A 25,423-nucleotide genomic window follows, 5' to 3' on the forward strand; every position below is an offset into this window, starting at 1 on the left:
GATTTCCATGAAACGTTTCGTTCTGCTCGACACCACGCCCATCCCTGATAACGGCGGTGCCTTGTGCCTGTTCGAGTATGGCGAAGACTTCGTCATCAAGATCCAGGGCGGTGACGGCGGGCAGTTGATGAACACCCGCATGCACGGCTCCGAAGATGCCCTGGCAGAGATTCCTTGCCGCAAGGTGGCCGGTCGCCCTGGCTCGCGCGTGCTGATCGGTGGCCTCGGCATGGGATTTACCCTCGCCTCGGCCCTCAAGTACCTGGGCAAGACCGCCGAAGTGGTGGTGGCCGAACTGGTGCCCGGCGTGGTGGAGTGGAACCGTGGCCCCTTGAGTGAAAAGGCCGGGCGACCGCTGTCGGACCCGCGCACAGTGATCCGCATGGAAGACGTGGCCAAGGTGCTGCAAGCCGAACCTCAAGGTTTCGACGCAATCATGCTCGACGTCGACAACGGCCCGGAAGGCCTGACCCAAAAAGCCAACAGTTGGCTGTATTCGGCTGGAGGCCTGGCCGCCTGCGCCAAGGCCCTGCGGCCCAAGGGCGTGCTGGCGGTCTGGTCGGCCAGCGCTGACCGGCAGTTTTCCGACAAACTGAAGAAGGCCGGCTTCAAGGCCGAAGAGGTGCAAGTGTTCGCCCACGGCAACAAAGGCACCCGCCACACCATCTGGATTGCCGAGAAGCTCAAGGGCTGAGCTAAACTCTGTCCAACCGTCATCCGTCTTGTTTACAAAGGTGAACCCATGAGTTCGTCAACGCCACCGTCCAACACCGCCAAGCTGGACCGCATCCTCGCCGATGCCCAGCGCGATCGGGAGATGGGCTACCGCGACAAAGCCCTGAAAATGTACCCCCATGTCTGCGGCCGCTGCGCCCGTGAGTTTTCCGGCAAGCGCCTGAGCGAACTGACCGTTCACCACCGCGACCACAACCACGACAACAACCCGCAGGACGGTTCCAACTGGGAACTGCTGTGCCTGTACTGCCACGACAACGAACACTCGCGCTATACCGACCAGCAATATTTCGGCGATGGCTCCCTGAGCACCCCGAAAATTGCCAAGGCAACCCACAACCCCTTCGCCGCACTGGCCGGGTTGATGAAGAAAGACGAGTAATCCAGCCATAGGGTGAGCCCCGTTTTGTGGGAGCAAGGCTTGCCCGCGATGAAGCCGATGCGGTCTTTCAAAAACCGAGGTGCCTATTTCGCGAGCAAGCTTTGCTCCCACAGGATTTGTGAACCTCACACCTCGGAACTGACCACCCTCCCCCATTCCCCGTATAATCGCGCCTTTTCCCCAAAGGCACCCCGCCCGTGGCCAACAAACGCTATAGCTGCATCGGTCTGTTCAACCCCAAGTCACCGGAAAACGTCGGTTCGGTCATGCGTGCCGCCGGCTGCTACGGCGTGGCGTCGGTGTTCTACACCGGCAAGCGCTATGAGCGCGCCGCCGACTTCGTCACCGACACCAAGAAAGTCCACTACGACATTCCGCTGATCGGTATCGACGACCTGAAGAAAATCCTGCCCCTGGGCTGTGTGCCAGTGGCCGTGGAACTGGTGGAAGGCGCTCGCCCACTGCCCGAATACACCCACCCGGACCGGGCGCTGTACATTTTTGGCCCGGAAGACGGCTCGCTGGACAAGGACATCCGCGATTGGTGCGAGGACGTGGTGTACATCCCCACCAGCGGCTGCATGAACCTGGCCGCCACCGTCAACGTCGTGTTGTATGACCGCATGGCCAAAGGCAACAACACCCGTTCGGGGCCGCAATTCCGCTGATCGGCGCAACATTCGATTGAACAAGGCAATCGCTCGGGCAGTCAGCTTTATACCAATCCCCACACTGGAGACAGATCATGAGCGACAACAATCCGTTCGAGCCGATTGAGAGCCCCCCTTTCCAATCCCATCCGCCACAAAACGTGCATGGCTGGGAACGCATTGGCTCACTGGCCGGCGGTGTGCTGATGATGGGCAAGGGTTTGCGTCGCGGCGGTGTGATCGGGCTGGCGCAACTGGCGATCGGCGGCATGGCGTTGGCGCGGGGGATCACCGGGCATTGTTCTGCCAAGGCCTTGTTGGAAAAGAACCGACAGAACCTCAGCAACGCCCGCGCCCGCATCGAACAGGCCGGTGATGAGCTGAGCCGCCTGAAGGCCAATGCCGAGGCGGCGACTGGCACGGCTACGGTGACGGGAAATGATTCGTTGGATTCGCCGAAGGTTGGGCTCTGACTTTTGCAGTGCCGCTGATGGCCTCATCGCGGACAAGCCTTACCCCCACACTGGATCTTCGCCGGATGAGATATTGGGTACGACTCGATCCAGTGGGAGCAAGGCTTGACCGCGATAGCGGTATTACTGAAGTAACCGGCTTTCGAGCACAGTAGAAGCCCCGCCCAGGACACTTTCACTGAGTTGCACAAACTCCTCGGTATCAACCGTCTCCAGCCGCATCGCCCCCTGCAACACATCATCCAGCGAACGCTTGTTACGGGTTCTCACGCGAATCTCGCGGTCCAGTTCCTGCAATAGCAACACCGCCTTGGCCACTGCCGCAGGGCTGATCTGTTCGCCGCGCAAGGTGGTGACACCCTTGCTCTCGCGGGCGAGCCGGTCATTGAAGGTCTGATAGCGCTCATCACTCAGGCCGCCGGCGCGGCGCAGCAGTTCGATGGCGTAGTACTCGGTCAGCCCCTCGCTGATCCAGTCACTACGATCATGATCATTGACCCGGGCCAGCGCCTGCACCAACTCCCGCAACAACGGGCTACTGCCCCGCTCGCTGACCAGCGGCGGACGGCTGTGCAGGTAGATCGAGTCATGGCCGGCCTGGGCGCCACGCCACAACGGATCACCGGCGCCGACAATCAACAACTTGGCAGGATGGCGCGGCACCAGCGCTTGGACCTGCGGCCAGACGAATGTCAGCAGCGTCAACACATCCATCCGGCGCATGCCCTGGCCCTGGGGCGAGGCCACCGTCACCTCAGTTTCGCCCAGGCGGGTGCGGCGGCTGCCCAGTTTGCCGGCGAGCATCCAGCCCGTGGGGCGGTCGAACAGGCGCGAGGGGTTGTCGATGCGAAAGCGTTGCTTGCCGATGCGCGGCCAGGGCGTCTCGATGCTTTTCCAGCCTTCAGGCAATTCAACCTCAAGACGAGCCACCAGTTCGACGCCCTCCTGCTGGTCGAGCTTGGCCGACGGCACCAGGTCGTCGCCGCGCAGCAACGCCCACGTCGCAGTCATGCAAGTTTCGAAGGTGGCGTTCTTGCGCGCATGGCTGATGCGCACGCGGTAGCTCAGGCTGGCCTTGTCGGCTGCCGGCCGCCAGACACCTCGCGCCGCCTTGCCGGGGATGAGTTGCCACTGGCCGTCGGCCTTGAAATCGCTGTAGCGACTGCCGTCGCCGAGGTCGAAATCCAGGCTGCGCACCGCCCCCCCCCGGGCCAGCGTCAGGCGCACCTCGGCCTGATCGCTCTGTGGCAATAGGTGCACGTGATAATCCAGGTCGACTTTCTGCGCCGCCCACAGCGGCCCACACACCGCCAGCAGCCCGGCCACCAGCATCCGTTTCAATCCTGCAGCCATGGGTTCTCCCTGGGGCGCGCCGCGCAGCGGCTCAGCCGGCGCGAAAAATCAGATGATCTTCCCAATCGTCTTCCGGCACGCTGCCTTCGGCCAGCATGCGCCCTGCCTGGGAAATGCGCTCGTGGTGCACGGCATCACGATCTCCGCAGACCAGATGGTGCCACAACGGCAAGTCCTTGCCCTCGCTGACCAGCCGATAACCGCAAGTCGGCGGCAGCCACTTGAACTCATCGGCCTTGCCCGGCGTGAGCTGGATGCAGTCGGGGACAAAGTCGCGGCGGTTGGGATAGTCGGTGCACTGGCAGGTTTTCAGGTCCAGCAGTTTGCAGGCGATGCGCGTGTAGTAGACGCTGTTGTCGTCTTCGTCTTCGAGTTTTTGCAGGCAACACAGGCCACAGCCGTCGCACAGCGATTCCCACTCCTGCGGATCGAGCTGATCGAGGGTTTTGCGTATCCAGAACGGTTCGACTTTGGCGGCCATGGCTCAAGCATCAATATCAGGTGGTGAAAAGGCCGACAGTCTAGTGCCCGGACCTCTTCAGGCCAAGCATTGGCGACTGTCGGTAGCCAGGGGCTTGTCAGGTCGGGCGGCGGGACGTAGGTTGCTTGATTGACTTCCCCAACTCCAGCCAGGTAAGCCCATGAGTGCCAATCCCCGCATTGCCGATTACGCGATTCACCCTCAATTCATCGAACGCTGGTCGCCCCGCGCCTTTACCGGCGAGACCATTGCAGAAGAAACCCTGCTGGGCTTCTTCGAAGCTGCACGCTGGGCGCCGTCGGCGTACAACTCCCAGCCGTGGCGTTTCCTGTATGCGCGCCGCGACACGCCAAATTGGCAGCGTTTCCTGGGCCTGCTCAATGAATTCAACCGCGGCTGGGCCCAACACGCCTCGGCACTGGTGATCATTGTTTCAAAAACCACCTTCGCCGTGCCTGGCGCCACCGAGGAAACCCCTGCGCAGTCCCACACCTTCGACACGGGTGCGGCCTGGGGCCACCTGGCGCTGCAAGCCAGCCTCAACGGCTGGCACACTCACGGCATGGCCGGTTTCGACCAGGCGTTGACCCGCAAGGAACTGAAGATCCCGGAAGGTTACGCCCTGCACGCCGCCTTGGCGATTGGCAAGCTAGGGGACAAATCGACACTGGCCGAGTACCTCCAGGCCCGTGAAACCCCAAGCCCACGCCGACCATTGAGCGAACTGGTGGCAGAAGGCGATTTCACCCTGTAACCCTGTTTTGTGATCACTTAAGGTCCACTGTGGGAGCGAGCTGCTCCCGCCGGGCTACAGCTGTGAGCTGTGTAGGAGCTGTCGAGTGCAACGAGGCTGCGATCTTTCCCAATACACTTGAATCTCAAGCGAAAGATCAAAAGATCAAAAGATCGCAGGCTTCGCCAGCGCCTACAGGTCCGGGCGGAGCACGCTCCCTCGCCAACTCAGTAGCCCCGGCTGAAGTCCACTTCCCCGCGCAGCGCGTCGCCCGCCTGGTAGGCCCGCAGGTTTTCCAGGAACAACTGCACCATCATCGATGGCGAGGTCGGTGCCGAGCTGTGACCGGTCAGCAGCAGGCCCCAGGCCGTCCAGAAGGGGTGGCGCTGCGGCAGCGGTTCCTGGCGGCAGACGTCAATCACCGCACCGGCCAGATGCCCTTCTTTCAAGGCTTGCACCAGGTCCGCATCCACCACTGCCACGCCGCGGCCGACGTTGATGAACAACCCGGTCGGCTTGAACTGCTTGAACAGCGCCGCGTCGTACACATCATGGGTATCGGGCGTGTTGGGCAGCAGATTGATCACGTAATCCACCTCACCCACCAGGCGTGGCAGATCCTTCAGCGCCCCGACCTCGATGAACGGCGCCAACGCCCGGGCTTCGCGGGCAACGCCATACAACTGCACACCGAACGGCACGAGGAACTGCGCCACACGCAGGCCGATATCCCCCGTCCCGACGATCAACACCTTGCGCCCGGCCAGACCGTGCCCCTGGCGGTTGTCCCACTTGCGCTCGACCTGGCTGACCAAGCGTGCCAATACCTCGCGCTCATGGCCGAGCATGTAGGTCAGCACGTACTCGGCCATCACCTGGCCGAAAATGCCCACCGCACGGGTCAGGCGGTAATTGCGCGTCAAGCCCTCGGCCAGCAACGGCGTGATACCCGCCCAGGTCGATTGCAGCCAGCTGGGTCTATGGCCCTGACGCAACAGGGTGGCCAGCAGATCAGGTTGGCCGAGCCAGACCGGGCAATCGGTGGCCAGTCGCGACAATTCGGCGGAGTCGCCGCTGGTCAGGACTTCAATATCGGGGGCCGCCTGACGCAGAAGCTGGGCGTACATCGGGTGGTCGTGTTCGGCAATCAGAACGCGCATGAATCAAACCTTTCAAAAACAGTGCAGACAACCGCTGATAGAGTGTCGCTCCATCCATACGATCGTCGTCAATAAACCATTCCAGTGTTTTTCCAGAGGCACCCAGGACAGGTGCCTCAGAGAGCGTCAGACCGGGTCGTTGCGGCGCAACAACTCTTCGGGCAAATGCTCGATGTACTCGTCTTCGGCCGGCGGCATTTGCAAGTGATAGCCCTGGGTGTCGAGGTTTTCCAGCACCTTGTTGATGTCCTCCCGGGACAGCGCCCGCTCGGGACTCAGCACCAGGTCAAAGGCATGGATCGCCTTGCCAAAGGCGGCCATCAACGGCTCAGGTACGCGCTCCAAGGCATCGCTCTTGAGCACATACAGGTACATCTCGTTTTTCTTCGAGCTTCGGTAGATGGAGCAGATACGTTTCAAGGCTGTTCTCCGGCAGTGGCCAGGCTGTCGAGCAGCGCCTGGCCCATCAATTCGCGACGCCAGCCACGCAGCGAATCAGGCAATTGGTAAGGCCCCTCGGGGAAGCCGCTCTTGATCAGCGCTTCGAGGGTTTTCTTGCGCAGCATCAGCTCCGGAGCAATTTCCAAGCGCTCGGCTTCAGCCTGTCCCAGCGCTCGCAGACGCTTGACCAGGGCCGAGGCCTCGATGGGCAGTGGCTCGGCCACGGCCGGCGGCCACTGCTCGGGCGACACGCTGGCGGCGCGCTGGATCAAGTCCAGCAGAAACTGGCCGTCCTGGCGCACGGTGCGCGGGTGCATGTCTTCGATCTTGGCCAACGCGCCGAGGTTATCCGGCTGGGTACGGGCCAGGGGCCACAGCGAATGCTCGCGAATGATGCGATTGCGCGGCAGGTCACGGGCCCGCGCCTCGCGTTCGCGCCAGGCGCACAGCTCACGCAGCACGACCAATTGGGCGCGAGACAGTTTCCAGGCGAGCTTGGCCTCGCGGTAGACCTCGTACGGGTCGACTTCGCGACGCAGGTTGGCCACCAGTTCGGCGCCGTCTTCCAGGACCCAACGGTATTTTTCGTCGGAAAGTTTTGGACGCAGCAGTACGAAAACTTCTGCCAGGTGCACGGCATCCTCTGCCGCGTAGCTGATCTGCGTCTCGGACAGGGGCCGTTGCAACCAGTCGGAACGGGTTTCGCCCTTGGGCAGCTCGATACCCAGCACTTCCTGCACCAGCCGCGAATAGCCCATGGAGAAACCCAGGTTCAGGTAGGCGGCGGCCAATTGAGTATCGAACAGCGGCGCAGGCAGGCTGCCGGTCAAGCGCAATAGCACTTCAAGGTCTTCGCTGCAGGCGTGCAACACCTTGAGCACCGCCGGGTTTTCCAGCAGTGCGGCCAAGGGTTGCCAATTGTCGATGGTCAAGGGGTCGATCAGGTAGGCACGCTTGCCGTCGCCGATCTGCAATAAACCGGCAATAGGGTAAAAGGTGTCGACCCGCATGAATTCGGTGTCGAGGGCGACGAATGGCAACTGTTGCCACTCGGCGCAAAACTGGCCGAGGCTATCGTTGTCGCGAATCCAGTGAATATCGATGGCCACACGGCTCTCCCTTGAAGAATGGCGCGCAGTATATATCGCCGCCGGCGATTGCGAGCACCCATCGAGCAGCAGCCTAAGAGAAATCGCCTGCGAAAAAGCAAGAATAGTCCTACATCAGGACTTAACCGGTCTTACGCAACACATAAACACGCGTCAGCGAGAAACCGGGCAGGAAATCCTGATACCAGAGCACGCTAAAACCGGCCTGGCGAAACTCGGCTTCGAGATTGGCCTTGTCGGCCAGGCTTCGTCGCGGCGCCTGGCCAATCTTGAGGCGTCCTTCGATGTGCACCGAAACGATCACCGTGTCGCGACTGACCCGATGAAATTCGCGCAACAGCGCCAGGCGATGCTCGCAGGCGCTGACGTGGCGAAACAGTTGCAGACAACAAATACAATCCACCGCGTTGGCCGACAGCCCGATCGTGAACGCCGAACTTGGGAAAGTCTTGACCCGTTGGAGCAACGCGCCGCCATGGTGGGTGAGCGCATGTTCGAGCATGTCCGGCGACGGGTCCGCCGCCAGGATAACCCGGTTGGCGTGCTCGGCCAGCACCGGCCAGAACCGCCCCGCGCCACAGGCCACATCCAGCACTAGCCCTGGCTCGCCCGCCACCTTCAGGGCGTTGCGCACCATGTGCTCGTCGCGCCAGAACGCCAGGCGCAAGCGTCGAGGCGCCGGCCGACAGCAGACCTGCGCATGTTCCTGGTCATGCTGCCTGGCGAACTCAAGCTCGACGGTGGATGGGGGTAGCCCGGACATACGAACGGCTCTTGGAAAAGATTGAATGACAGGTTAACCAACGCTGCGTGAAAAAAAAGTCCAGGCCATCACTTGCGCGCCAGGACACCGTCAATCACCGCGCCGCGACAATTAGCGAACAGGTCCAGGTCCCGGTTGTAGACCTGGCTGTTGACTTCCAGCAGCCCGAGCATCGAGTGGAACAGGTTGTCCTGGCTCAAGGGTTTTTCCCGACTCAGTTGCAGACAATGGGTGTCGACCGAGAAAGACTTCTGATAGCTGTCGGAAAACCAGGCAAGCATCGCCACGTGTTTCTGTTGCTCCGGGGCGAGCATGTAGGGCGTGCCATGGAGAAACAGGTTGTATTCGCCCAAGGACTCGCCATGGTCCGACAAGTACAGCATGGCCGTGTCAACCTTGTCCTGGTTGGCCCGCAGCAGATCGATCAGGGTCGAGAGCACATGATCGGTGTACACCAGCGTGTTGTCGTAGCCGTTGACGATGCTCTCGCGACTGCAATTATTCAGCGCGTTGCTTTCGCAGACCGGGGTGAAATGCTCGTACTCCTTGGGGTAGCGCTTGAAGTATTCCGGCCCGTGGCTGCCCATCTGGTGCAGCACCAGCACCGTGTCTTTGTCGAGCGCGTCGATGAAATGCTGCAGCCCCTGGAGCAGGATCTCGTCGCGGCACTCGCTGTTGGCGCACAGGGCCGGGTCCTTGAGATTGCTGACATCCTGCAGTGTGACCCGGTCGCAGGTGCCCTTGCAGCCGGACTGGTTGTCCCGCCAGATCACCTCCAGCCCGGCGCGCTTGAGCACATCCAGCAAACCCTCTTCATTCTTGGCGATGCTGGCGTCGTAGTTCTTGCGCCCCATGTTGGAAAACATGCAGGGCACCGACACGGCGGTTTCAGTGCCGCAGGAATGCACGTCGGTGAAGGCGATCAGGCCGGCCTCTTTGTTCAGTGTCGGTGTGGTATCGCGGTTATAGCCGAGGATGCCGAAGTTCTCGGCCCGGGCACTCTCGCCCACCACCAGTACGGTCAAGGACTTGCGGCCGTGGGTTTGCCAGGCGGGGTTACGGCTCGCGTCCTCGCCCAACTTGGTGAACGGCTGCTTGGCCGACGCGAGCTGCTCACGCAAGTAGCCGAGCGAAGCACCGATGTAATTGCTCGGCACGATCATCAAGCGCAACTCGTGGTGGTTGCGAAACAATGAAGACAGGCCTTGGTAATTGATCAGGGTGACCATGCCAATTACCGCGACCGAGGCCACACCGACCAGTAATTTACTTAATAGTTCTTTTGGCCAGCGACGGTAGTTGATCGGTGTCTTTAACAACAACCAGCAAGGCAACACCCCCAACAATCCGATATAAGCAAACAACTTCAGCGACAACAGATCGCGCACTTCCGTGGCATTGGTTTCAGCAAAGTTGCGCAACATGCCGGCGTCGATCAATACACCGTATTGGGCCATGAAATAGGCGACGCCAGCGCTGATCAGGAACAACAGTATCAACACAGGCTTGAGCAGCAGACGGAAGGCCACGAGCGTCAGCATCAGGTTGAACGCGCAGAAAATCATCAGGCCAAACGCCATGCACATCAGCAGACCCCGAGCGTCAGCCGTGGTGATCGCCAGTAAGTGTTGCCCGAGAACGACGTTGAAGCCCGCTAATAAAAAGGCACTGGCGGCCAGTGTCACCCACTCGGGGCGCACGGCTTTAATAGTCAGCATAATGGATGACGGTTTCCTGAAAGTTATTCTTTGAAAAAGAAGTACCGCAGAAAATGTGAAAAAATTCTTTTCCTACGGCAACGCAAACTTTAGGTAGCTCACCATCAATTTTTCGTGAAAAAATTGCCACTAAATAATTATTAAAAAACCACTGGCCAACCAGTTTCACGCCGGCTTCAGATACCTGCGTCAGTCCTGCTCCCCGACTTCCCCCATGAATTGACGGTATTCGACGCGCTTGACCGCCAGATAAACGCCAAGAAACTCATCGCCAAACGATTTCCGCGCCCTGGATGATAACGCGGATTGGCGATGGTCGTCGGCGCGCCCTCCCGGGGATGCAGGCTGACGTGCACGGCAGCCGTAGGAAGCAACCGCCACGGCATGCGCTGCAAGCTGCCACTGAGGGGATAGGCACGTCGTGTTCGCTACAGTATCTGTCCCGTTCCCGACCATGAAAGCGCCTGCCAGGCATTCTCTTGGCACGGTCGTTCCGCTAGGATCATCACCCTGGTTTGCGCAAAATCCGCGCAAGGAGCACAGCGAGAGACAGAACGGATGCTGAACAGTAACTCCCTCAGAAAGCTCGACATGCAGGACCTCATGGTGTTTAGCGCCGTGTACGAGCAAAGCAGTGTCACCGGCGTGTCCGAGGCATTGTGTGTCAGTCAGTCAACCGTCAGTTATTGCCTCAAGAAACTGCGAACCTGTTTCGAAGACGAGCTATTCACCAACACCCGCACCGGCATGCGCCCCACCCATAAGGCCGAGGGCATGTACGAGCATGTGCGCGCCATATTGCAAAGCATCAACCTGTGCCATGCCAGTACCCCCTCCTTCGATCCAACCCGGCAAGCCATTACCTTCAATATTTGCGCACCGGAATATTTCGAACAATTGATCCTGCCGCAGCTGCTGCAAGGCTTCGATTACGCCAATCTGCCGGTGGTGGTGAACGTGCACAAGCTCGAAGCCGACATTCCCGCCGAAGAGTTGCGCGACGGCAGCCTGGACCTGCTGATCTGCTTCGGCCCGAACTTCCACAGCAACCATGCCGATTTCAAATCCCGGCAGTTGTTGGAGGAGGACTTGGTTTGTGTCGTGGATAAACGGGCGACGCCACTTGAGCCGCAACTGAGCCTTCAGTCTTTCGTACGGCGCCGACACGTGTTTCCGACACCCTGGACGTCAGCGACCAACATGGTGGACGGCTGGCTGTCGCAGCAGGCGCATCAACGCCAGATCGCCGCCCGTGCTAACAGCTACAGTGCCGCACTGAAGATGATCACCGGCACCGACTTCATCCTGACCCTGCCCCGCCGCATCCAGAAACTGCTAGCCAACGAGGCGATCTTCAATCATCACGAAGCGCCCCAGGGCCTGCCGGGGTTCACCCTGAACATGCAGTGGAGCCTGGGCGTCGATCAGGACAGTGCCAACGCCTGGCTGCGCGAACAGATCATCAAGGCCTGCGCCGCCCACGACACCTGATCGTCATTGACCGATCAAGGCCTTGGCATACGGGCCTCGATCGATGTCGAGGATTTCCACGCACAGTTGCACGCTAACGTCGGCCGGCCATGGCCCCAGCTCCTGAATCACGACCAGCAGGCTCTCGGCCAGTTGTTTCTTGATTTCCGGCGAGCGACCGCTCAACAAGGCCAGCTTCACGTGCACGAAACCTCGCTCGCCCAGCCCCGTACCCACCCGGAAAGTCTCAAGCTTCACGGCCCGGCTCTTGATGTCCAGCTCGGCGGCGAATTGACCGGAGGCCACCAGCGCATTGTTCAGGCGCAGCAGTGCGACATCGGCCTTCAGCTCGGGCAGGTTGGCGGTGTACTCCATGTGCAGGTGAGGCATGTGTTCGACTCCGATTCGAAAATATGACAAGGGGATTTCAACCGTCACAACCTTACCCCGACTTTAAACTCTGGGGCAGGTTTGTTTCGTTGCGGGCCGGTGTCAGGGTTGCGCCAAGCCCCCACGCTCGCCCATGAAGACCTCCAACCGCGACCGCAACCAGCGCTCGGCCGGGTCACTGTCGACATGGCTAAACCAGACCATGGACAGATCCAGGGTCGGGGTCTTGAAAGGAAAGGGTTCGTTGAACAGTTGCCCCGAGGCCGCCATGGCGGCGGCGGTATAGTCCGGCAGGCTGGCGATCAGGTCAGTGCCGGCCAGCAACGCCGGTAATGCGCTGTATTGTGGCACCGACAGCACGACCTGGCGCGTGCGTCCAATCTCGGCCAGCCATTCGTCAGCGAACCCGGCGACGTTTGCCGTATGGGACACCAGCACATGAGGCCGCGCACAATACTCGTCCAGGGTCAGCGGCGTGTCCGACGCATCGGCGCGTAACACGCGGGGCTGGATGTGTCGCAACAATTTGCGCTTGGCGTTGGCCGGCAGACCGCGAGTCTGGCTGATGCCCACGGTGATGTCGCCCGATGCCAGCAAATCGGGGATGCGCCAGTAATCGACGTGCTGGACCACGAACACGATTTGCGGCGCCTCTTGCCGCAGGCTGCTCAACAGTGGCGGCAGCAGGCCGAACTCGACATCGTCCGACAGGCCGATGCGAAATGTCATGGTGCTGCTGGAAGGGTCGAAATCGTGGGTCAGGCTCAAAGCCACCGACAGCGAATCGAGCGCTGGTGATAGATGCTGGATGATTTCTTCGGCCCGGGCCGTCGGCTCCATGCGGTGGCCGACGCGAATGAACAGCGGGTCGTTGAACATCTTGCGCAAACGATTGAGGGCCGAACTGATGGTCGGTTGGCCCAGGAACAGTTTTTCCGCCACCCGTGTCACGTTACGCTCAAGCATCAGCGTTTCGAAAACCACCATCAGGTTGATATCGGCCTTGCGCAATTCGTTGCGGTTCATCCACAGCCCTCGCTCCTTGATGGGATGCAGTGTAGAAACGCCAGGGGCTGCGCGTCTATGCGCAAAAAGACTCACTTCACGGCCAGGGATCTCAGTCCCTGGGCTCTTTCGGTCAAGGCAAAGCAAGGACATAAAGGGTCACATGTTCGATCCAGACTCATGTCAGCAATATTTGATAACCAATGGAAACGAATTTCCTGTAGCCAAAACCACCTACTTGGCTAGGCTGGCAACCACATGTCCAACGCATGTCTTGACTGAATGAATCGCAGGGAGCGAACCGATGTATTTTGAAATCTATCGACAGACCCGAGGCACCCCGACCACCGGAAAAGGCCAATGGCGCTGGCGCTTGAGAGCCGGCAACCACGAAACGATCGCCAGTGGCGAATCCTATGTGAACAAGAGTGACTGCCTTCATGTCATCGGGCTGATCAAGAATGTTCAGGGCGAAACGCCCGTAAAGGAGATCTAACAGCGACGCGTGGGCTCTGTAGGAGCTGGCGAAGGCTTGGGCCGCGTTCGGACGATCTTTTGATCTTGATCTTTCACTTGAGATTCAAGCGTCAGGGGAAAGATCGCAGCCTCGTTGCACTCGACAGCTCCTACGTCAGTTCAGTTTTTTTTGCGGTAGGGTAGGCGGACAAAAGCAGGAGGCCGGTGCAATGACTCGATCCATCCATAATCGCGACTGGCTGGTGCGGGCGCCCGAATCGAGGAAAATGGAACGCATCGAGGCCTATTTCAGCGGGCATGGCTACACCACCCATCGCCATGACACCTACGCCATCGGGATTACGCTTTCCGGTGTGCAGAGCTTCAACTATCGCCACAACAAACGCCACAGCCAGCCCGGCGGCACCATCGTCCTGCACCCGGACGAGGTGCACGATGGCGAAGCCGGGACGAGCGAGGGTTTTCGCTACAGGATGTTCTACATAGAACCCTCGTTGATCCAGCAAGTGCTGGGGGGCAAGCCATTGCCCTTCATCGAAGGAGGATTGTCCAGCGACCCTCGCCTCAACATCGCGACCCGTCGACTATTGAACAGCCTGGATCATCCCCTCAATCCGCTGGAGGAAGAGGATGCCATCTACGACGTGGCCCAGGCACTCGACATCGCGGCCGGCAACAGGCGTGGACGGCGCCTGATCGACTACCCGGCGGCGGAGCGTGCCCGCCTGTTCATCCACGGCGCCCTCCTCGACCAGGTGATCACCCTGGATGACCTGGTACAGGCCAGCGGCCGGGATCGATGGAGCCTGTCCCGGGACTTCCGGGCGCTGTACGGCACCAGCCCCTATCGCTACATCACCCAGCGTCGCTTGAATGAAGCCCGGCGCCTGGCATTCCACGGCACGCCATTGAACGAAGCGGCCCTGGCCTGTGGTTTTTTCGATCAGAGCCACATGACCCGATTGCATACACAGGCCTTCGGTATTTCACCAGCACGCTGGCTGAACATGCGACGCTAAAACAGCGACTGTACGCCGCAAAAAGCTGCACAATCATCCAATACGCAACGTTGGCTCAAACAATAAAGTAGGACGCACCATCCGACCCAGGAGCATGCCTCGATGACCCGTTACGCCCCCATCAACTTCGCCCAGAAATACACCCTCTTCCAGGAACAGTGGACGCCGAAAGTCGTGGCCGAAATGAACGACTACCAATTCAAGATCGCCCGGCTCGAAGGCGAATTCATCTGGCACAGCCACGCCGACACCGATGAAACCTTCATCGTGCTGGAGGGCGAGTTGCGTATCGACTTTCGCGACGGTGCAGTGACGATTGGCCCGGGCGAGATGTACGTGGTTAAAAAAGGTGTGGAGCATAAGCCCAGCGCCGCACAGGAAGTGAAACTGCTGTTGATCGAGCCTCGCGGCGTCATCAATACCGGCGAACAAACCAATGAGCGAACGGCGATCAATGATGTGTGGATCTGACTGAGCCAGGCTCAATCGTATTCAGCTTCCTGGTGGTCGCCCAGCAACCGCCGTTGACGAGGTGTCGCGGCGGCCAGGACCTCAGGGTTGAACTGCCAGTGCAGGTAGGGTGAGAACTTCTGCGCGACCATCCGCCGGCCATAATGCACCTGGAGCATGTACCGTGTGCGATTGGCGGTGCGGTTGTCGCTACCGGCGTGCCATAGCTCGCTGCGCAGTATCAGCACATCGCCCGCCCTGCACAGCACCGGCTGCGCAGGGCGCCCTTGCCACTGCGTTTCGCCCTTCACCGGCCCCCGGCCAGCCTTGTGACTGCCCGCAATGACCTGAGTCGGGCTCAAGTCGGCGTCGATGTCATTCAGGTAAAACTGCGCGGTAAAAGCCTGCATCGGCAGCTCAAAGGCAGGGTCGGCCAACAGGCCTGGCGGCAATTGCATCGCCAGATAATCCAGGTGCAACGGCGCCCCGCTAAAACCGGGGTGGCAGCGCCAGGCCGTCTGGCCGATGACATGGCAATCATCGCCCAGGGCCGCCTCGGCCAGTTCGATCACCCCGGCTACCTCCAGGAACGGCAGCCAGAATGGATCGCGATTGAACACACATTTGTAATGATCGATAACACCGCTGTAGTCCCAATGCTGGGGCTTCAATTGGTCGATGGCATGGCGCAGGTCAGCAATCTGCCGAGCGTTCAACACGCCGGGCATCAGGACGAACCCGTCCTGATGCAGCGCTCGCAAATGCTCGTCAGTGGACACGCCTCCCCCCTGCTTCAGGTGCGGAAGCGGCCGGTCAGTTCTGCCAGGTTTCTCGACAGGCTGGACAGCTGTTGGCTGGCCTGCATGCTCTGGGTGGAATTGGAGGCCGCCTCGTTGGACAGATCACGGATGTCAGAAATATTGCGGGCTATTTCCTCAGTGACGCTGCTCTGTTCCTCACAGGCACTGGCGATTTGCGCGGCCATGTCGTTGATCCGCTGGATCGAACCGCCGGTACCGCTGAGCACCTGATCGACACCCGCCGCACGCTCGACACTGTCCCGGGCCTTACTGCTACCCACATGCATGGCCTGTACAGCCTTGGCGACACCGCTCTGCAACCGCTCGATGCGAACCTGGATGTCCTTGGTCGAATCCTGTGTGCGCGCCGCAAGCGCCCTCACTTCGTCGGCCACCACGGCAAAACCACGGCCCTGCTCACCGGCCCGCGCGGCTTCGATGGCAGCGTTCAGCGCCAACAGGTTAGTCTGTTCGGCGATGCCACGTATCACCTCGAGCACGGCACCAATGCTGGAAGTTTCCTGGGCCAATGCCTCGATCGTGCCCGAAGCGCTCTCCACTTCCTGGGCCAACTGGCGGATCGACTCGATGGTGCTGCTGACCACCTCGGCGCCGTCACGAGACTGACTGCTCGCCTGCTGCGCGGCGCCCGAGGCGTTCGCCGCGTTATGCGCCACTTCGTGCACCGCCGCGCTCATCTGGGTGGCGGCGGTACTGACCTGATCGAGCGCCGCATGCTCGCTGTTGATCAACCGGTCATTCGTCGCGGCCATATCGGCCATGGCGCGCGCTGCGGAATCGACCTCCCCGGTCACCCGTCCAACTTCGGCGATCAGGGGCTGCAACTTGTCGAGAAAACGGTTGAAAGCACTGCCGAGCTGGCCCAACTCATCGGCCGAACGGACCTCCAGACGCCCTTTCAGATCACCTCCGCCCTCGGCAATCTGCTCGACGCGGTGCAGCAGTCGACGCATAGGGTTCAACACCACCAGTGGCAGAACGACAAGCACCAGGATGCAACTGAGCAGGCCGATCAGCAGAATCGCGCCCTGATGCACGCCGACTGCCTCGCCGTTTTCAATCGCTGCATCGCCTTCGCGATGGGACGCCGCGTCTTCCAGCTCACCCAACTTGTCGATGGCATCGCGCATGGTTTCGAAAAGGCGCTCACTGTCGCCAAAACTCAGGGCACTGGCCCCCTGCGGATCGCCTACCGACTGCTCGAGGACCCGCCGGGAAACCTGCAGCCACTTCCCAAAACTGTCATTGAACTGACTGACCAGCGCCTGCGCTTCAGCACCGGGTTGCATCGCAGCATATTGCTGCACGCGGTCATAAGCCTGCTTCGCATTCTCGCTGTGACTGGCGCTCAGTGCTTTCAGATGCTCGCTGGCATGACCATCCAGCAGGCTACGCTCAGCGACAAAAGCCTGATAAAGATCACGGTCGGCGTTGAGCAACAGGCTGATGGCCGGCAGGTAGCGCTTGGTCAATTGCGTGCTGGACTCCGTCACCTGAGCGATACCCCGCATGCCCGACCACCCCATCAGCACCAACAGCAGCGCCAGGAACCCAATGGGCAGAGTGATTTTCCAGCGAAAGCCCAAATCGGCAAAAAACCGCAGCATGAGGTGTCACTCCTTTCATGGGGATTAACTGACCTATCGGCAGCCATGCCTTGAGCTATAGACCATTAGTCTAATTGTTACAAAGCTTTGGGTTTGGCAGGCACCGGGGTTACGCAAGTCGCGGAGGGGGTTGGGCGGGATAAAAAAGGTGGGGAAAGCAATTGCAGCGGGGAATTTTCTGACATTTCCCGCCCACATAATTTAGGGAATTTTCTGACTCATCATCTGATTGATGATTTCTCCGGCGAGGCCCTATAGTCCAAACGTCGTTCGTAAGAGCGGCTTGGGTTTGGCGACTCAATGACAAATGGTAAGAAGACCCTCAATCAAATGGTGTTTGAAATGAATAGATACATGGCTCTTACCAGCAATGCCGACGATCAACCCCTCTTCGTCGATACCTCTGCACCTTTGCACATCCTGCTCGACACGGCAGGCTATAGAATTCGCGCCGTCACCCAGCTTTTAGAGAATCTCGCCATGCGAGGGGACATTCCGAGTGACTCAGTGGTCCTTCAGGACTTTGCACAACTGTGCTGCATTCCCTTGAGGGATGGTTGCGACGTACTCGATGTCATAGCCCGACGATTGGATGCGGAGCCGGCCTAGTTCAAAGAGCCTCAACAAGGTGATGCCGATCAGCTAATCGACGCAGCCCCTGTGGCGAGGGGCTTTATCCCCGCTGGACTGCAAAGCAGTCCTAAAAGCCAGACACCCTGTGTGTCTGGTTGAATGAGTTGGTGTTGGGGCCGCTTCGGGGGAACGAGGGGACAGACCACGATTTCGAGTTCACTTGTAATCGCCCCGATTCATAATTCTGGTCTGTCCCCGTTTTCACGCGACAAAACGCCAGAAACGAAAAAGCCCAGCGGATACGCCGGGCTTTTATGGGAAACGGATGGCTTTATTCTACGCTTAGCCTTCTTGAAGCTCGCGGCGACGATTGTCGTCTGCCTGATTGCGAATTGCTTGAATTCGCTGCAGCAGGCCGCGAGGAAATAGGCTGGATACCTTCAGGGTTTTCCTTGATATCCCTGTCAAGCAGATCAAGGAACTCGATACCTGCTTGAATCTCCGCCTTTCTTTCGGTAAACGAGACGACATTACCTTTAGACATGACTTCTCCCCATCGCAAATTTTCCTGCATTTTCAGCAGGACATGACCTGAACGCGTCATGGCGAGCACGGCCTTATGGGGCATTTCCGTGCCCTCTGTAGGATCACTATGGTTCACGAGGAGTGCATTTAACACCATCAAAGCCGAATAAAGAAAGCGTGATGATGTAACAGATGGCGAAGCCTGTACGGATGACCAGAGCAGACGAAAAAGTCATATCAAACGTCGGTTTGCGCATCTCTGTACCGCAATACAAGTCGCGTACGATCAAGCCATGGCCCACCGAATACGGTTACTTTCTGACGGGCGGCCATACTAACGGTGCAACAGAAAGGGCCAAGGGCGTGACGGGGCAGAGTGGAGGAAGATCCCAGCACGGTGGAGAATGACGTCCGCACCCATTCCCCCAAAACGCCCCCAAATACAAAAAAGCCCCGAGGCGGTTAAGCGCTCGGGGCCTTTAAATATGGCGGAGAGATAGGACGATTTGGCGGAGAGAGTGACGCATGTGGCAACCGTCCAGAAAAATCCATCAACGACCAAAACGCTCCCCCCCCCCTTAAATCATTGAACATTGTAAAAATCACTCGTCTGATAGGGGCTTTCAACAACCATCCCTAGGAACCATTGCCTGACTACCGTTCCACCACCCGCTGCCCCAGTGATTCACGCAGCAACGTACGCGGCAACTTAAAGCCCTTGAACGGCGTCCGGGTAAACGGATTGTTGATCCCTTCGGCATACACCTTGTAGCGCATGACCCCACTGACCACCTGCAGGCTCAGGTCCACGCTGGTAGCGGTGCGCGCATTGAGCTGGGCGCGATTGAGCAGGCGATAAAATGACCACGGCCCTCGAAAGCCCATACTGACCGTGGTGCCGTCGCTCTTGACCAAGGTCAGGCGGCTATCACTGCTCTCGCCCTTTACGCCCGGCCAGCTCATCGCTATACCTCGGACCGCCCCGTGGGAGTAGAGATGCAACTGGCCGTCGATGCTCAAGGCGCTGCTCAGGTGGTCGGCGCTCAGCGCGAGGGGCTCCAGGGTAAACGGCACGTTGAACACGCCACGGTTATCGAAGAAGGTGTCGCGGATCTGCTCGATGGTCTTGAGCTGGGCGATGACCTCGGGGCGTATCAAGTAGTCCTCCTGGCTGTCGGAATACAGCGTGTCGAGATTGTCTTTGAGGAACACTTTCAGATACTGGTCGTGGAAGCGTTGGACAATGCCGGCCGGGCCGAAAAAGGCTTCGAAATCCTTGAGCGAGACGTCGTCCTGGCTAACACTCAAGGGGTAGCGCGAGGCCAGGCGCTCCTTGTAGAAGCTGTAAACGTCCGCTTCCCAACGCTGTTCCAGCTCACGCAGGGCCATCACCATCAACACCTGCGAGGTCTGGTCCGCTAGGTGCCGAACCTGCTGGTTCAGCGGCTCCGGCAGGCCGGCGGCGATGCGTTGCAAGTTGCGAATCGGGCCGGGATCGGCTTGCGAGAAGCGAGCGAGCACCACACCAAGGGCAGCTTTACCGCGGTTGGGATGATCCTGCACCGCCTTGGCATAGTCGTAGACGGCATTGATCCCACGCAGGGTTTCTTCGTAGTAGGACGGCTTGTCCTGCTGAGCATTGAGCAACCCGGACAGGCCCGCGAACGCCCGGTGAATGCCCAGTGCCTGGTTGTGCCCGGCCTCATCGCCGACTGGCAGTTCCTCCTTGTTGGTGACCGGCGGGTAGATCAGGGTGTTGTCACGAACGGTCTCCAACAGGCGGCGCAGCGGTGCGGCCGGGCCGGTAACCTGCCCCAGCACTTCCAAGGTTTGGGCCAGATCGGTGAAATCGGTCACGGCGAACTGGTTCAACGCGCGGCGCCAGCTGTCGACGTAATCGGCACTATACAAGGCCCGCAGTCGCTCGGTCAGCACTCGGCGGTCAGCCTCGGAAAAATCCAGGCTACGGCGCTCGCCCAGCACCCATTGGTCAATCAATGCCAGCTCGGTGACGTTCTGGCTACTGGGCTCAAAGTAATCCCGAAAGCCCCGTGCGGTCAGCAGCGGCGGCAATGCCAGATTTTCGTCCAGTGCCGCGCCGCTGTCGCGTTCGTTCAGGGAGCGGTAGACCACGTCGAAGGCCGGGCCGATTTCATTGCGCAAATCCAGTTCGCCATGCAGGCGTTCCTCGGCCTGCTGGCGCAGGGTCATGTATACCCGCTGCGCCATGGGCAGCTTGCGCAGTTGCTGTTGGGTTTGTGCGATCAGTGCGCGGTGTTCGGGCAATTCGACATCGGCGTAGGTCAGCGCATAGGTCAAGTGACGCATCAAGGCGGCCTGGCGTTGGCCCTGCCCCGGATAGGCCTGCTGCCATTGCTGGGCCATCCATTGCGCAACGATCTCCGGGCGACGATTGTCGCGATCCTCGATCATGCGGTACACGCGCAGGGCGGCAAGTTGCTCGTCGCTGCCCGGTTCGGCGCGGCGGATGACCTCGACCGCGCCTTCGGCAATCGCCGGCAGGAAACGCCGCGACAACAAACTCAGGTAGGCCTGATCGACCATCGGCCCGATGAGTTGCCCCTGGTACAAGCCCATGTCCGCCAATTGCGGCCAGGTGGCTCGATAGTCGCCATACACTGTGACCGCATCACGAATTTCATCCAGCGGCACCAGCAAGTTCAGCCCAGTGGGATCGGCCTGCAGGTCGCTGGCCTTGCTGCTGAAGGCCTGGCTTTGGGCCAGGACCTGATCGGCCTTGTCGCGGTTGATGCCGTAGTAGTACCACCAACCGCCCACCAGCAACGCGCTGGAAATCCCGGCCAATACCGAACCGCTGAGCAGCAGGCGACGCTTGCGCCGTGCCACCTTGAAGTTGTCCCCGGCCAAGCCGGCCTCCGGGTAGACCACCCGCTGCAACAGGTGCTGGGCAAAATACACCACCGAATGCCCTTGCGGCTTGGCCGAGCTGACCGGTGCCGGGAACCCGTAGGCCCGCGCCGAGGCCTCGACAAACAGGTTGGCCACCACGCCACGCTGGTATACCGATGACAGGTACACCCCGCGCACCAACGCCGGGGTGGTGTAGCGGTCACTGCCCAGCACATCACCGAGAAAGCGCAGCAGAATCTCCCGCGAACCGCTGAGCTGACGCATCAGGCAAAACAGACGCTCACGCACCACGGCGGGCTCGGGATCCCCCATGGCCCGCATCACCTGCCTGTTCAACGCATCGACGAAGTGGTCATAGGCGACCGTCAATTCCTGCAGCCAGGCATCGAAATCATCGACAGCATCAAGGCTGAAGGTAAAGCCCTGTACCTCTTCCCGTGCCGATGCTGGGAGCTTGGCGAACAGCTCTTCAAAGCCATCGAGCAAATCGAACTTGCTCAGCACCACGTATAACGGCAAGCGCGTGCCCAGTTCATGGCCCAAATCATTCAAGCGGGCGCGCAACAGATAGGCCAGGTTACGGCGCTCGTTAGGTGGGCGCTCGAACAGGCCGACCATGTCCACCAACAGCACCACGCCGTTGAGCGGACGGCGGCTGCGGCTGCGCGCCAGCCAGTCGATCATATGGTGCCACAGGCGTTTCTCGGCGCCGACGGGCAGCCCGGTGGGTTGTTCGACTTGGGCAACGACCACGGGTTCGGCGATCGCGCCAGTGTCCGCCGCCGCATCCTCAGTGGGCGCAGCTGGGGCTGGCGTCGGCGACGGTTGCCGCTCGGGTTGGCTGATGAGCTCGCCGGGCGGGTCGATCAGCACCGCCTCATCGCCGATCCACCAGTCGATATCGAAAGCAAGATCCGGGTCTGCAGCAGCTTGCGTAACGCCACTGCGCGCAGTGCGGGTCAGGGCGAAACTCTGGCTGGAGCGGCTGATAAAGCTCGACTTGCCGGCGTTCTCCTCCCCCAGCACCAGGTACCAGGGGATCTGGTGCAAGCGGCGGCCCTGGTGGTTGTCCCGTACCCGCGCCAGGTTGTTTTCCAATGAACGTTCCTGGGCTTGCAGGTAAACAAGGCAAGGATCCTGCACCCGTTGTGCCTGTTGCTCACGTTCCCGCCGCAAACGGCGTTGGCGACGGTGCACAAGCCAGGTCCAGCCCAACAGCGGCAGCACCACCAGTACAACGCTGATTGCCAGGCGCAGCGGCCAGGGCGCCAACGGCTGCTCGTCGCGCCAGGTCCAGGTCGGGCCCTGCCACCAGAGCCAGCCTAGCACCACGGCAATGACCAACATCCCAGCGGCAATGGCGATGAGTGCCCCATGGCGCTGGAGAGCGGAAAATCCACGCGCCAATGTACCCAGCCTCTTGTTCATTACTGTTCGCCCCTGAATTTTTCAAGATAAAAATCATCTCCGCAGCCTGCGCGAAAAAAATATTTGTCTTGGCGGATTTCATTCGTATATTCCGGCAAACACTACCAGCGCAAATAACTAACTTTCAATGCACGACCCAAAAGAAACAAAAGCTTACATCTGATCATTCTAATTATCTTGACGGAACACCTCCACCAACAGAAACATCTGAGAATATTCTTCAGGCACACTTAAAACAACAAAGACCAATCCCCTACAGAGTTTTCCCACAGCAAACTAAACAAACTAAACAAACTAAACGGGCTTGAGCCATGTCACTAAAAGATCGCTTCTCGGAAGAACTCCGCTACCTGCGCGAGTTGGGGCGCGAGTTCGCTGAAGACAATCCTCAGCTGGCGCCCTTCCTGGGTGAGCAGGCGTCGGATCCGGGGGCTGCGCACCTGCTGGAAGGGTTCGCGTTCCTCACCGCCAAGCTGGCCCTGAAGATCGAGGACGATCTGCCGCAGATCACCCACCCTCTGCTGCAACAGGTCTACCCCAACTACCTGCGCCCGTTGCCCAGCCTGACGCTAGTACGGTTTGACCCGGTGCTGCACGCCCTTAGCGGTCCGCAGCTGATCGCCAAAGGCACGCCCTTGTTTTCGCGGCCGGTGGAAGGTGTCAGTTGCACCTTTCGTACCTGTACCGACGTAACCCTTTACCCATTGCAGATAACCAACGCCAGCGTCTCCCATAGCGTGCAAAGGTCGATAGTGAGCATTCAGCTGCAGACCTTGTCTGACCAGCCGTTGAGCGAGATCAACGGCGATCGCCTGGACTTCCACCTCGGCGGCGGCGACCACAACGCACTGACGCTCTACCAATGGCTGGCCCAACATCTGCACAAGATAGTGCTGTGCCTTGACGACAAACGCTTAGCCCTGCCCCCGGATGCGCTCGGCTTTGCCGGCTTCGAGCCCCGCGACGCATTGCTGCCCGGCCTGGAGCACCAACTGGAGGGCTATCGCCTGCTCCAGGAATACTTTTACTTCCCCCAGCGCTTTCATGGCTTCAGTGTCAGCGGCCTGCGCCGCCTCTGGCCTCAGACCACGGCAAGCCAGATTCGCCTGGAACTGCACTTTTCCACCCCGCTGCCGTCCTCCGTCCAGGTCAACCCCGACACGCTCTGCCTGTACTGCACCCCCGCCATCAACCTGTTCGAACACGCGGCCGAACCGATCCAGCTGGATGGCAAAGCACTGCACGAACCCGTGCAGCCGCGCGGCCCACACGCCCACGCCTATGAGATCTTCAGCATCGACCAGGTCAGCGCCCGGCGTCGCAAACCGCAAACCCCGGCAGACAACTATCGCGTCGACTTCGCCCCGTATGAGTCGTTGCAGCGTCAGGTGGAACCGGTCGGCGAGCGCACGGCGCGCTATTACAGCCACATCATTGAACCGGAGCTGCTCAAGGATTGCGCCAAACACAGCCTGCGCCTGATCCATGCCGATCAGCGCCCGTACCTGGGTGAGCGTGAAGTGCTCAACATCCAACTGACCTGCTGCAATGGCGACCTGCCTCGGCAGCTGCAAGTGGGCGAACTCAACCGTACCACCCAGACCACGCCCTCCTTCGCCACCTACCGCAACCTCACCCACCCAACCCGCGCCTACCCACCGATGCTCGACGGCCAGGTGCAATGGGCGCTGATCTCCAACCTGGCCCTGAATAACCTGTCGCTGTCATCGCCGGCTGCCCTCAAGGCGGTGTTGCAAGTCTACGACTTCATCGCAGCCCACGACCTGCCCCACCGCCGCGCCACCCAACGCCGCCTGGAAGGTATTCGCCAAATCAGCACCGCACCGGTCGATTGGTGGATCAAGGGCGTGCCCGTGCGCGGCAGTTGCACCACCCTGACTATCGACCCCGCCGGCTTCAGCAACGCCGGCGACCTGCACCTGTTTGGCAGCGTGCTCTCGCATTTCATGGCGCTGTACGCCAGCACCAACGCCTTCCAGCAGCTGGAAATCATCAACGCTGCCGACCACACCGCCTTCACCTGGCCAATGCGCACCGGCCAGCAACCGATCATTTAATCCGCCGAGACCTGTATGCCAACTCTAAACCCCACCAGCACCTTCTCCAGCACCCACGGCGACGCCCGCGACGGCCGGCCCGACGGTGAGCTGTTCTGCCATCACGACCCACTGGAATTCCAGTTGCGCGGACATAGCCTCAACCCGCTGATGGACGTCGCCATGCCGCTGTTCGGACTGGTGATGCGCCTGCGCAGGACCGACACCTACCCGTCGGTGGAACAGTTACAGGGGCACCTCACCAACCAGATCAAGGTGATGCTGGAAGAACTGCGCCAACACGGCTACAGCGAGGCCGAACTGCGGCTGTTCTCCTACGCGCTGTGCGTGTTTGTCGATGAGGCGGTGCTGGCCACGCCTTGGGGCACAGGGTCGGTGTGGCAGGCCAAGTCGCTGCTGAGCACCTTCCACCAGGAAACCTGGGGCGGCGAGACCTTCTTCACCCTGCTGACCCGCCTGCAGGAAACCCCGGAGCAATACCGCGACGTACTGCTGCTCATGTACCTGTGCCTATGCCTGGGTTTCAAAGGCCAATATGCCGTGCAGACCCAGGGCGACCAGGCCTTGCAGCAGTTGATCAGCCGATTGCAGGGCGTGATCGGCACGCTGCACGACCCGGTGCCTGCGCAGTTGACCCGCCCGCTGGACAATGTTGCGCCGCGCCACTACCAGATGAACCGGCAATGGCCG

At 60.1% G+C, this 25,423-nt stretch carries 25 protein-coding genes and 4 pseudogenes; 12 read left to right on the top strand and 17 right to left on the bottom strand.

Going from position 1 to position 25,423, the window contains the following annotated elements:
• The first annotated feature begins 7 nt into the window (after positions 1 to 7).
• From AACY42_RS23680 to AACY42_RS23695, 4 genes are all read left to right on the top strand, one after another.
• Positions 8 to 694 carry a spermidine synthase gene (locus tag AACY42_RS23680; protein ID WP_339482699.1) on the top strand — a complete coding sequence of 229 codons (687 nt, stop codon included), beginning with the start codon at positions 8 to 10 and terminating at the stop codon, positions 692 to 694.
• Between the two features lie 48 nt (positions 695 to 742).
• Entirely contained in the window at positions 743 to 1,117 is a 375-nt protein-coding gene (locus AACY42_RS23685; protein WP_003184246.1) for a YajD family HNH nuclease, read from the top strand.
• A 197-nt stretch (positions 1,118 to 1,314) separates the two neighbouring features.
• Complete coding sequence (locus tag AACY42_RS23690) at positions 1,315 to 1,785, top strand: RNA methyltransferase (RefSeq protein ID WP_339482700.1); 471 nt, start codon at positions 1,315 to 1,317, stop codon at positions 1,783 to 1,785.
• 77 nt (positions 1,786 to 1,862) lie between these two features.
• The gene (locus tag AACY42_RS23695) at positions 1,863 to 2,240 is read left to right on the top strand and encodes a YgaP family membrane protein (protein ID WP_339482701.1); all 378 of its coding nucleotides are present in this window, start codon (positions 1,863 to 1,865) and stop codon (positions 2,238 to 2,240) included.
• 123 nt (positions 2,241 to 2,363) lie between these two features.
• On the opposite strand, the gene AACY42_RS23700 is transcribed toward AACY42_RS23695, so the two are convergent.
• Both AACY42_RS23700 and AACY42_RS23705 read right to left on the bottom strand, forming a co-directional pair.
• Positions 2,364 to 3,593 carry a hypothetical protein gene (locus AACY42_RS23700; protein ID WP_339482702.1) on the bottom strand — a complete coding sequence of 410 codons (1,230 nt, stop codon included), beginning with the start codon at positions 3,591 to 3,593 and terminating at the stop codon, positions 2,364 to 2,366.
• A gap of 31 nt (positions 3,594 to 3,624) precedes the next feature.
• Entirely contained in the window at positions 3,625 to 4,074 is a 450-nt protein-coding gene (locus AACY42_RS23705) for a YcgN family cysteine cluster protein (protein ID WP_339482703.1), read from the bottom strand.
• Positions 4,075 to 4,234: 160 nt separating this feature from the next.
• On the opposite strand from AACY42_RS23705, the gene AACY42_RS23710 reads away from it, so the two are divergent.
• A complete protein-coding gene (locus tag AACY42_RS23710; protein WP_339482704.1) occupies positions 4,235 to 4,828 on the top strand; it encodes a nitroreductase family protein in 594 nt (197 codons plus the stop codon).
• A 206-nt stretch (positions 4,829 to 5,034) separates the two neighbouring features.
• Here the strand turns inward: AACY42_RS23710 and AACY42_RS23715 are convergent, their stop codons facing one another.
• The 7 genes and pseudogenes from AACY42_RS23715 to AACY42_RS28825 form a co-directional block, all read right to left on the bottom strand.
• Positions 5,035 to 5,967: a D-2-hydroxyacid dehydrogenase gene (locus tag AACY42_RS23715; RefSeq protein ID WP_339482705.1), complete on the bottom strand. Its 933-nt coding sequence runs from the start codon at positions 5,965 to 5,967 to the stop codon at positions 5,035 to 5,037.
• 126 nt (positions 5,968 to 6,093) lie between these two features.
• Positions 6,094 to 6,387: a YcgL domain-containing protein gene (locus AACY42_RS23720; RefSeq protein WP_003198853.1), complete on the bottom strand. Its 294-nt coding sequence runs from the start codon at positions 6,385 to 6,387 to the stop codon at positions 6,094 to 6,096.
• Positions 6,384 to 7,517: a ribonuclease D gene (gene rnd, locus AACY42_RS23725; protein ID WP_339482707.1), complete on the bottom strand. Its 1,134-nt coding sequence runs from the start codon at positions 7,515 to 7,517 to the stop codon at positions 6,384 to 6,386. Before rnd ends, AACY42_RS23720 begins: the two co-directional genes overlap by 4 nt.
• A 121-nt stretch (positions 7,518 to 7,638) precedes the next feature.
• A complete protein-coding gene (locus AACY42_RS23730; RefSeq protein WP_339482708.1) occupies positions 7,639 to 8,280 on the bottom strand; it encodes a class I SAM-dependent methyltransferase in 642 nt (213 codons plus the stop codon).
• Between the two features lie 68 nt (positions 8,281 to 8,348).
• Positions 8,349 to 9,998: a phosphoethanolamine transferase gene (locus AACY42_RS23735; RefSeq protein WP_339482709.1), complete on the bottom strand. Its 1,650-nt coding sequence runs from the start codon at positions 9,996 to 9,998 to the stop codon at positions 8,349 to 8,351.
• Positions 9,999 to 10,187: 189 nt separating this feature from the next.
• A pseudogene (locus tag AACY42_RS28820) lies at positions 10,188 to 10,295 on the bottom strand (hypothetical protein); the annotation flags it as partial.
• Positions 10,295 to 10,417 (bottom strand): annotated as a pseudogene (locus tag AACY42_RS28825) (hypothetical protein); the annotation flags it as partial. The pseudogenes AACY42_RS28825 and AACY42_RS28820, both read right to left, overlap by 1 nt.
• Positions 10,418 to 10,556: 139 nt before the next feature.
• Between AACY42_RS28825 and AACY42_RS23740 the strand changes: the two are divergent.
• Positions 10,557 to 11,489 carry a LysR family transcriptional regulator gene (locus tag AACY42_RS23740; protein WP_339482710.1) on the top strand — a complete coding sequence of 311 codons (933 nt, stop codon included), beginning with the start codon at positions 10,557 to 10,559 and terminating at the stop codon, positions 11,487 to 11,489.
• A 3-nt stretch (positions 11,490 to 11,492) separates the two neighbouring features.
• Here AACY42_RS23740 and AACY42_RS23745 read toward each other — a convergent pair whose 3' ends face one another.
• Together AACY42_RS23745 and AACY42_RS23750 are read right to left on the bottom strand one after the other, a co-directional pair.
• The gene (locus AACY42_RS23745; protein WP_339482711.1) at positions 11,493 to 11,858 is read right to left on the bottom strand and encodes a 5-carboxymethyl-2-hydroxymuconate Delta-isomerase; all 366 of its coding nucleotides are present in this window, start codon (positions 11,856 to 11,858) and stop codon (positions 11,493 to 11,495) included.
• A gap of 102 nt (positions 11,859 to 11,960) precedes the next feature.
• Positions 11,961 to 12,884, bottom strand: a complete 924-nt coding sequence (locus AACY42_RS23750; RefSeq protein ID WP_339482712.1) for a LysR family transcriptional regulator — start codon at positions 12,882 to 12,884, stop codon at positions 11,961 to 11,963.
• A gap of 283 nt (positions 12,885 to 13,167) precedes the next feature.
• Here AACY42_RS23750 and AACY42_RS23755 point away from each other — a divergent pair, with 283 nt between their 5' ends.
• The 3 genes from AACY42_RS23755 to AACY42_RS23765 all read left to right on the top strand — a co-directional run bounded on the left by AACY42_RS23755 (position 13,168) and on the right by AACY42_RS23765 (position 14,830).
• Positions 13,168 to 13,359, top strand: coding sequence for a YegP family protein (locus tag AACY42_RS23755; protein WP_339482713.1), 192 nt, complete (start codon positions 13,168 to 13,170; stop codon positions 13,357 to 13,359).
• Positions 13,360 to 13,549: 190 nt separating this feature from the next.
• Positions 13,550 to 14,359: an AraC family transcriptional regulator gene (locus AACY42_RS23760; protein ID WP_339482714.1), complete on the top strand. Its 810-nt coding sequence runs from the start codon at positions 13,550 to 13,552 to the stop codon at positions 14,357 to 14,359.
• A gap of 102 nt (positions 14,360 to 14,461) precedes the next feature.
• Complete coding sequence (locus AACY42_RS23765; protein WP_339482715.1) at positions 14,462 to 14,830, top strand: cupin domain-containing protein; 369 nt, start codon at positions 14,462 to 14,464, stop codon at positions 14,828 to 14,830.
• Between the two features lie 11 nt (positions 14,831 to 14,841).
• Here the strand turns inward: AACY42_RS23765 and AACY42_RS23770 are convergent, their stop codons facing one another.
• The 3 genes and pseudogenes from AACY42_RS23770 to AACY42_RS28835 form a co-directional block, all read right to left on the bottom strand.
• Complete coding sequence (locus AACY42_RS23770) at positions 14,842 to 15,588, bottom strand: phytanoyl-CoA dioxygenase family protein (RefSeq protein WP_339482716.1); 747 nt, start codon at positions 15,586 to 15,588, stop codon at positions 14,842 to 14,844.
• A gap of 14 nt (positions 15,589 to 15,602) precedes the next feature.
• Positions 15,603 to 16,391 carry a methyl-accepting chemotaxis protein gene (locus AACY42_RS28830; protein WP_445261759.1) on the bottom strand — a complete coding sequence of 263 codons (789 nt, stop codon included), beginning with the start codon at positions 16,389 to 16,391 and terminating at the stop codon, positions 15,603 to 15,605.
• A gap of 69 nt (positions 16,392 to 16,460) precedes the next feature.
• A pseudogene (locus tag AACY42_RS28835) lies at positions 16,461 to 17,237 on the bottom strand (MCP four helix bundle domain-containing protein); the annotation flags it as partial.
• Between the two features lie 342 nt (positions 17,238 to 17,579).
• Here AACY42_RS28835 and AACY42_RS23780 point away from each other — a divergent pair.
• Complete coding sequence (locus tag AACY42_RS23780; protein WP_013692484.1) at positions 17,580 to 17,846, top strand: hypothetical protein; 267 nt, start codon at positions 17,580 to 17,582, stop codon at positions 17,844 to 17,846.
• Between the two features lie 295 nt (positions 17,847 to 18,141).
• Here AACY42_RS23780 and AACY42_RS23785 read toward each other — a convergent pair whose 3' ends face one another.
• The 3 genes and pseudogenes from AACY42_RS23785 to tssM all read right to left on the bottom strand — a co-directional run bounded on the left by AACY42_RS23785 (position 18,142) and on the right by tssM (position 22,655).
• A complete protein-coding gene (locus AACY42_RS23785; protein WP_339482719.1) occupies positions 18,142 to 18,438 on the bottom strand; it encodes a hypothetical protein in 297 nt (98 codons plus the stop codon).
• A 134-nt stretch (positions 18,439 to 18,572) separates the two neighbouring features.
• Positions 18,573 to 18,735, bottom strand: a pseudogene (locus AACY42_RS23790) (phage tail protein); the annotation flags it as partial.
• Positions 18,736 to 18,989: 254 nt separating this feature from the next.
• Positions 18,990 to 22,655 carry a type VI secretion system membrane subunit TssM gene (gene tssM / locus AACY42_RS23795; RefSeq protein WP_339482721.1) on the bottom strand — a complete coding sequence of 1,222 codons (3,666 nt, stop codon included), beginning with the start codon at positions 22,653 to 22,655 and terminating at the stop codon, positions 18,990 to 18,992.
• A gap of 311 nt (positions 22,656 to 22,966) precedes the next feature.
• On the opposite strand from tssM, the gene tssF reads away from it, so the two are divergent.
• Together tssF and icmH are read left to right on the top strand one after the other, a co-directional pair.
• Complete coding sequence (gene tssF, locus AACY42_RS23800; protein ID WP_339482722.1) at positions 22,967 to 24,733, top strand: type VI secretion system baseplate subunit TssF; 1,767 nt, start codon at positions 22,967 to 22,969, stop codon at positions 24,731 to 24,733.
• A 15-nt stretch (positions 24,734 to 24,748) separates the two neighbouring features.
• Positions 24,749 to 25,423 (top strand): type IVB secretion system protein IcmH/DotU (icmH, locus tag AACY42_RS23805; protein WP_339482723.1); only part of this gene is annotated, 675 nt, incomplete at its 3' end.

This window comes from Pseudomonas sp. RL_5y_Pfl2_73, assembly GCF_963970515.1.
In the GTDB taxonomy this organism is placed as follows: Bacteria; Pseudomonadota; Gammaproteobacteria; order Pseudomonadales; family Pseudomonadaceae; genus Aquipseudomonas.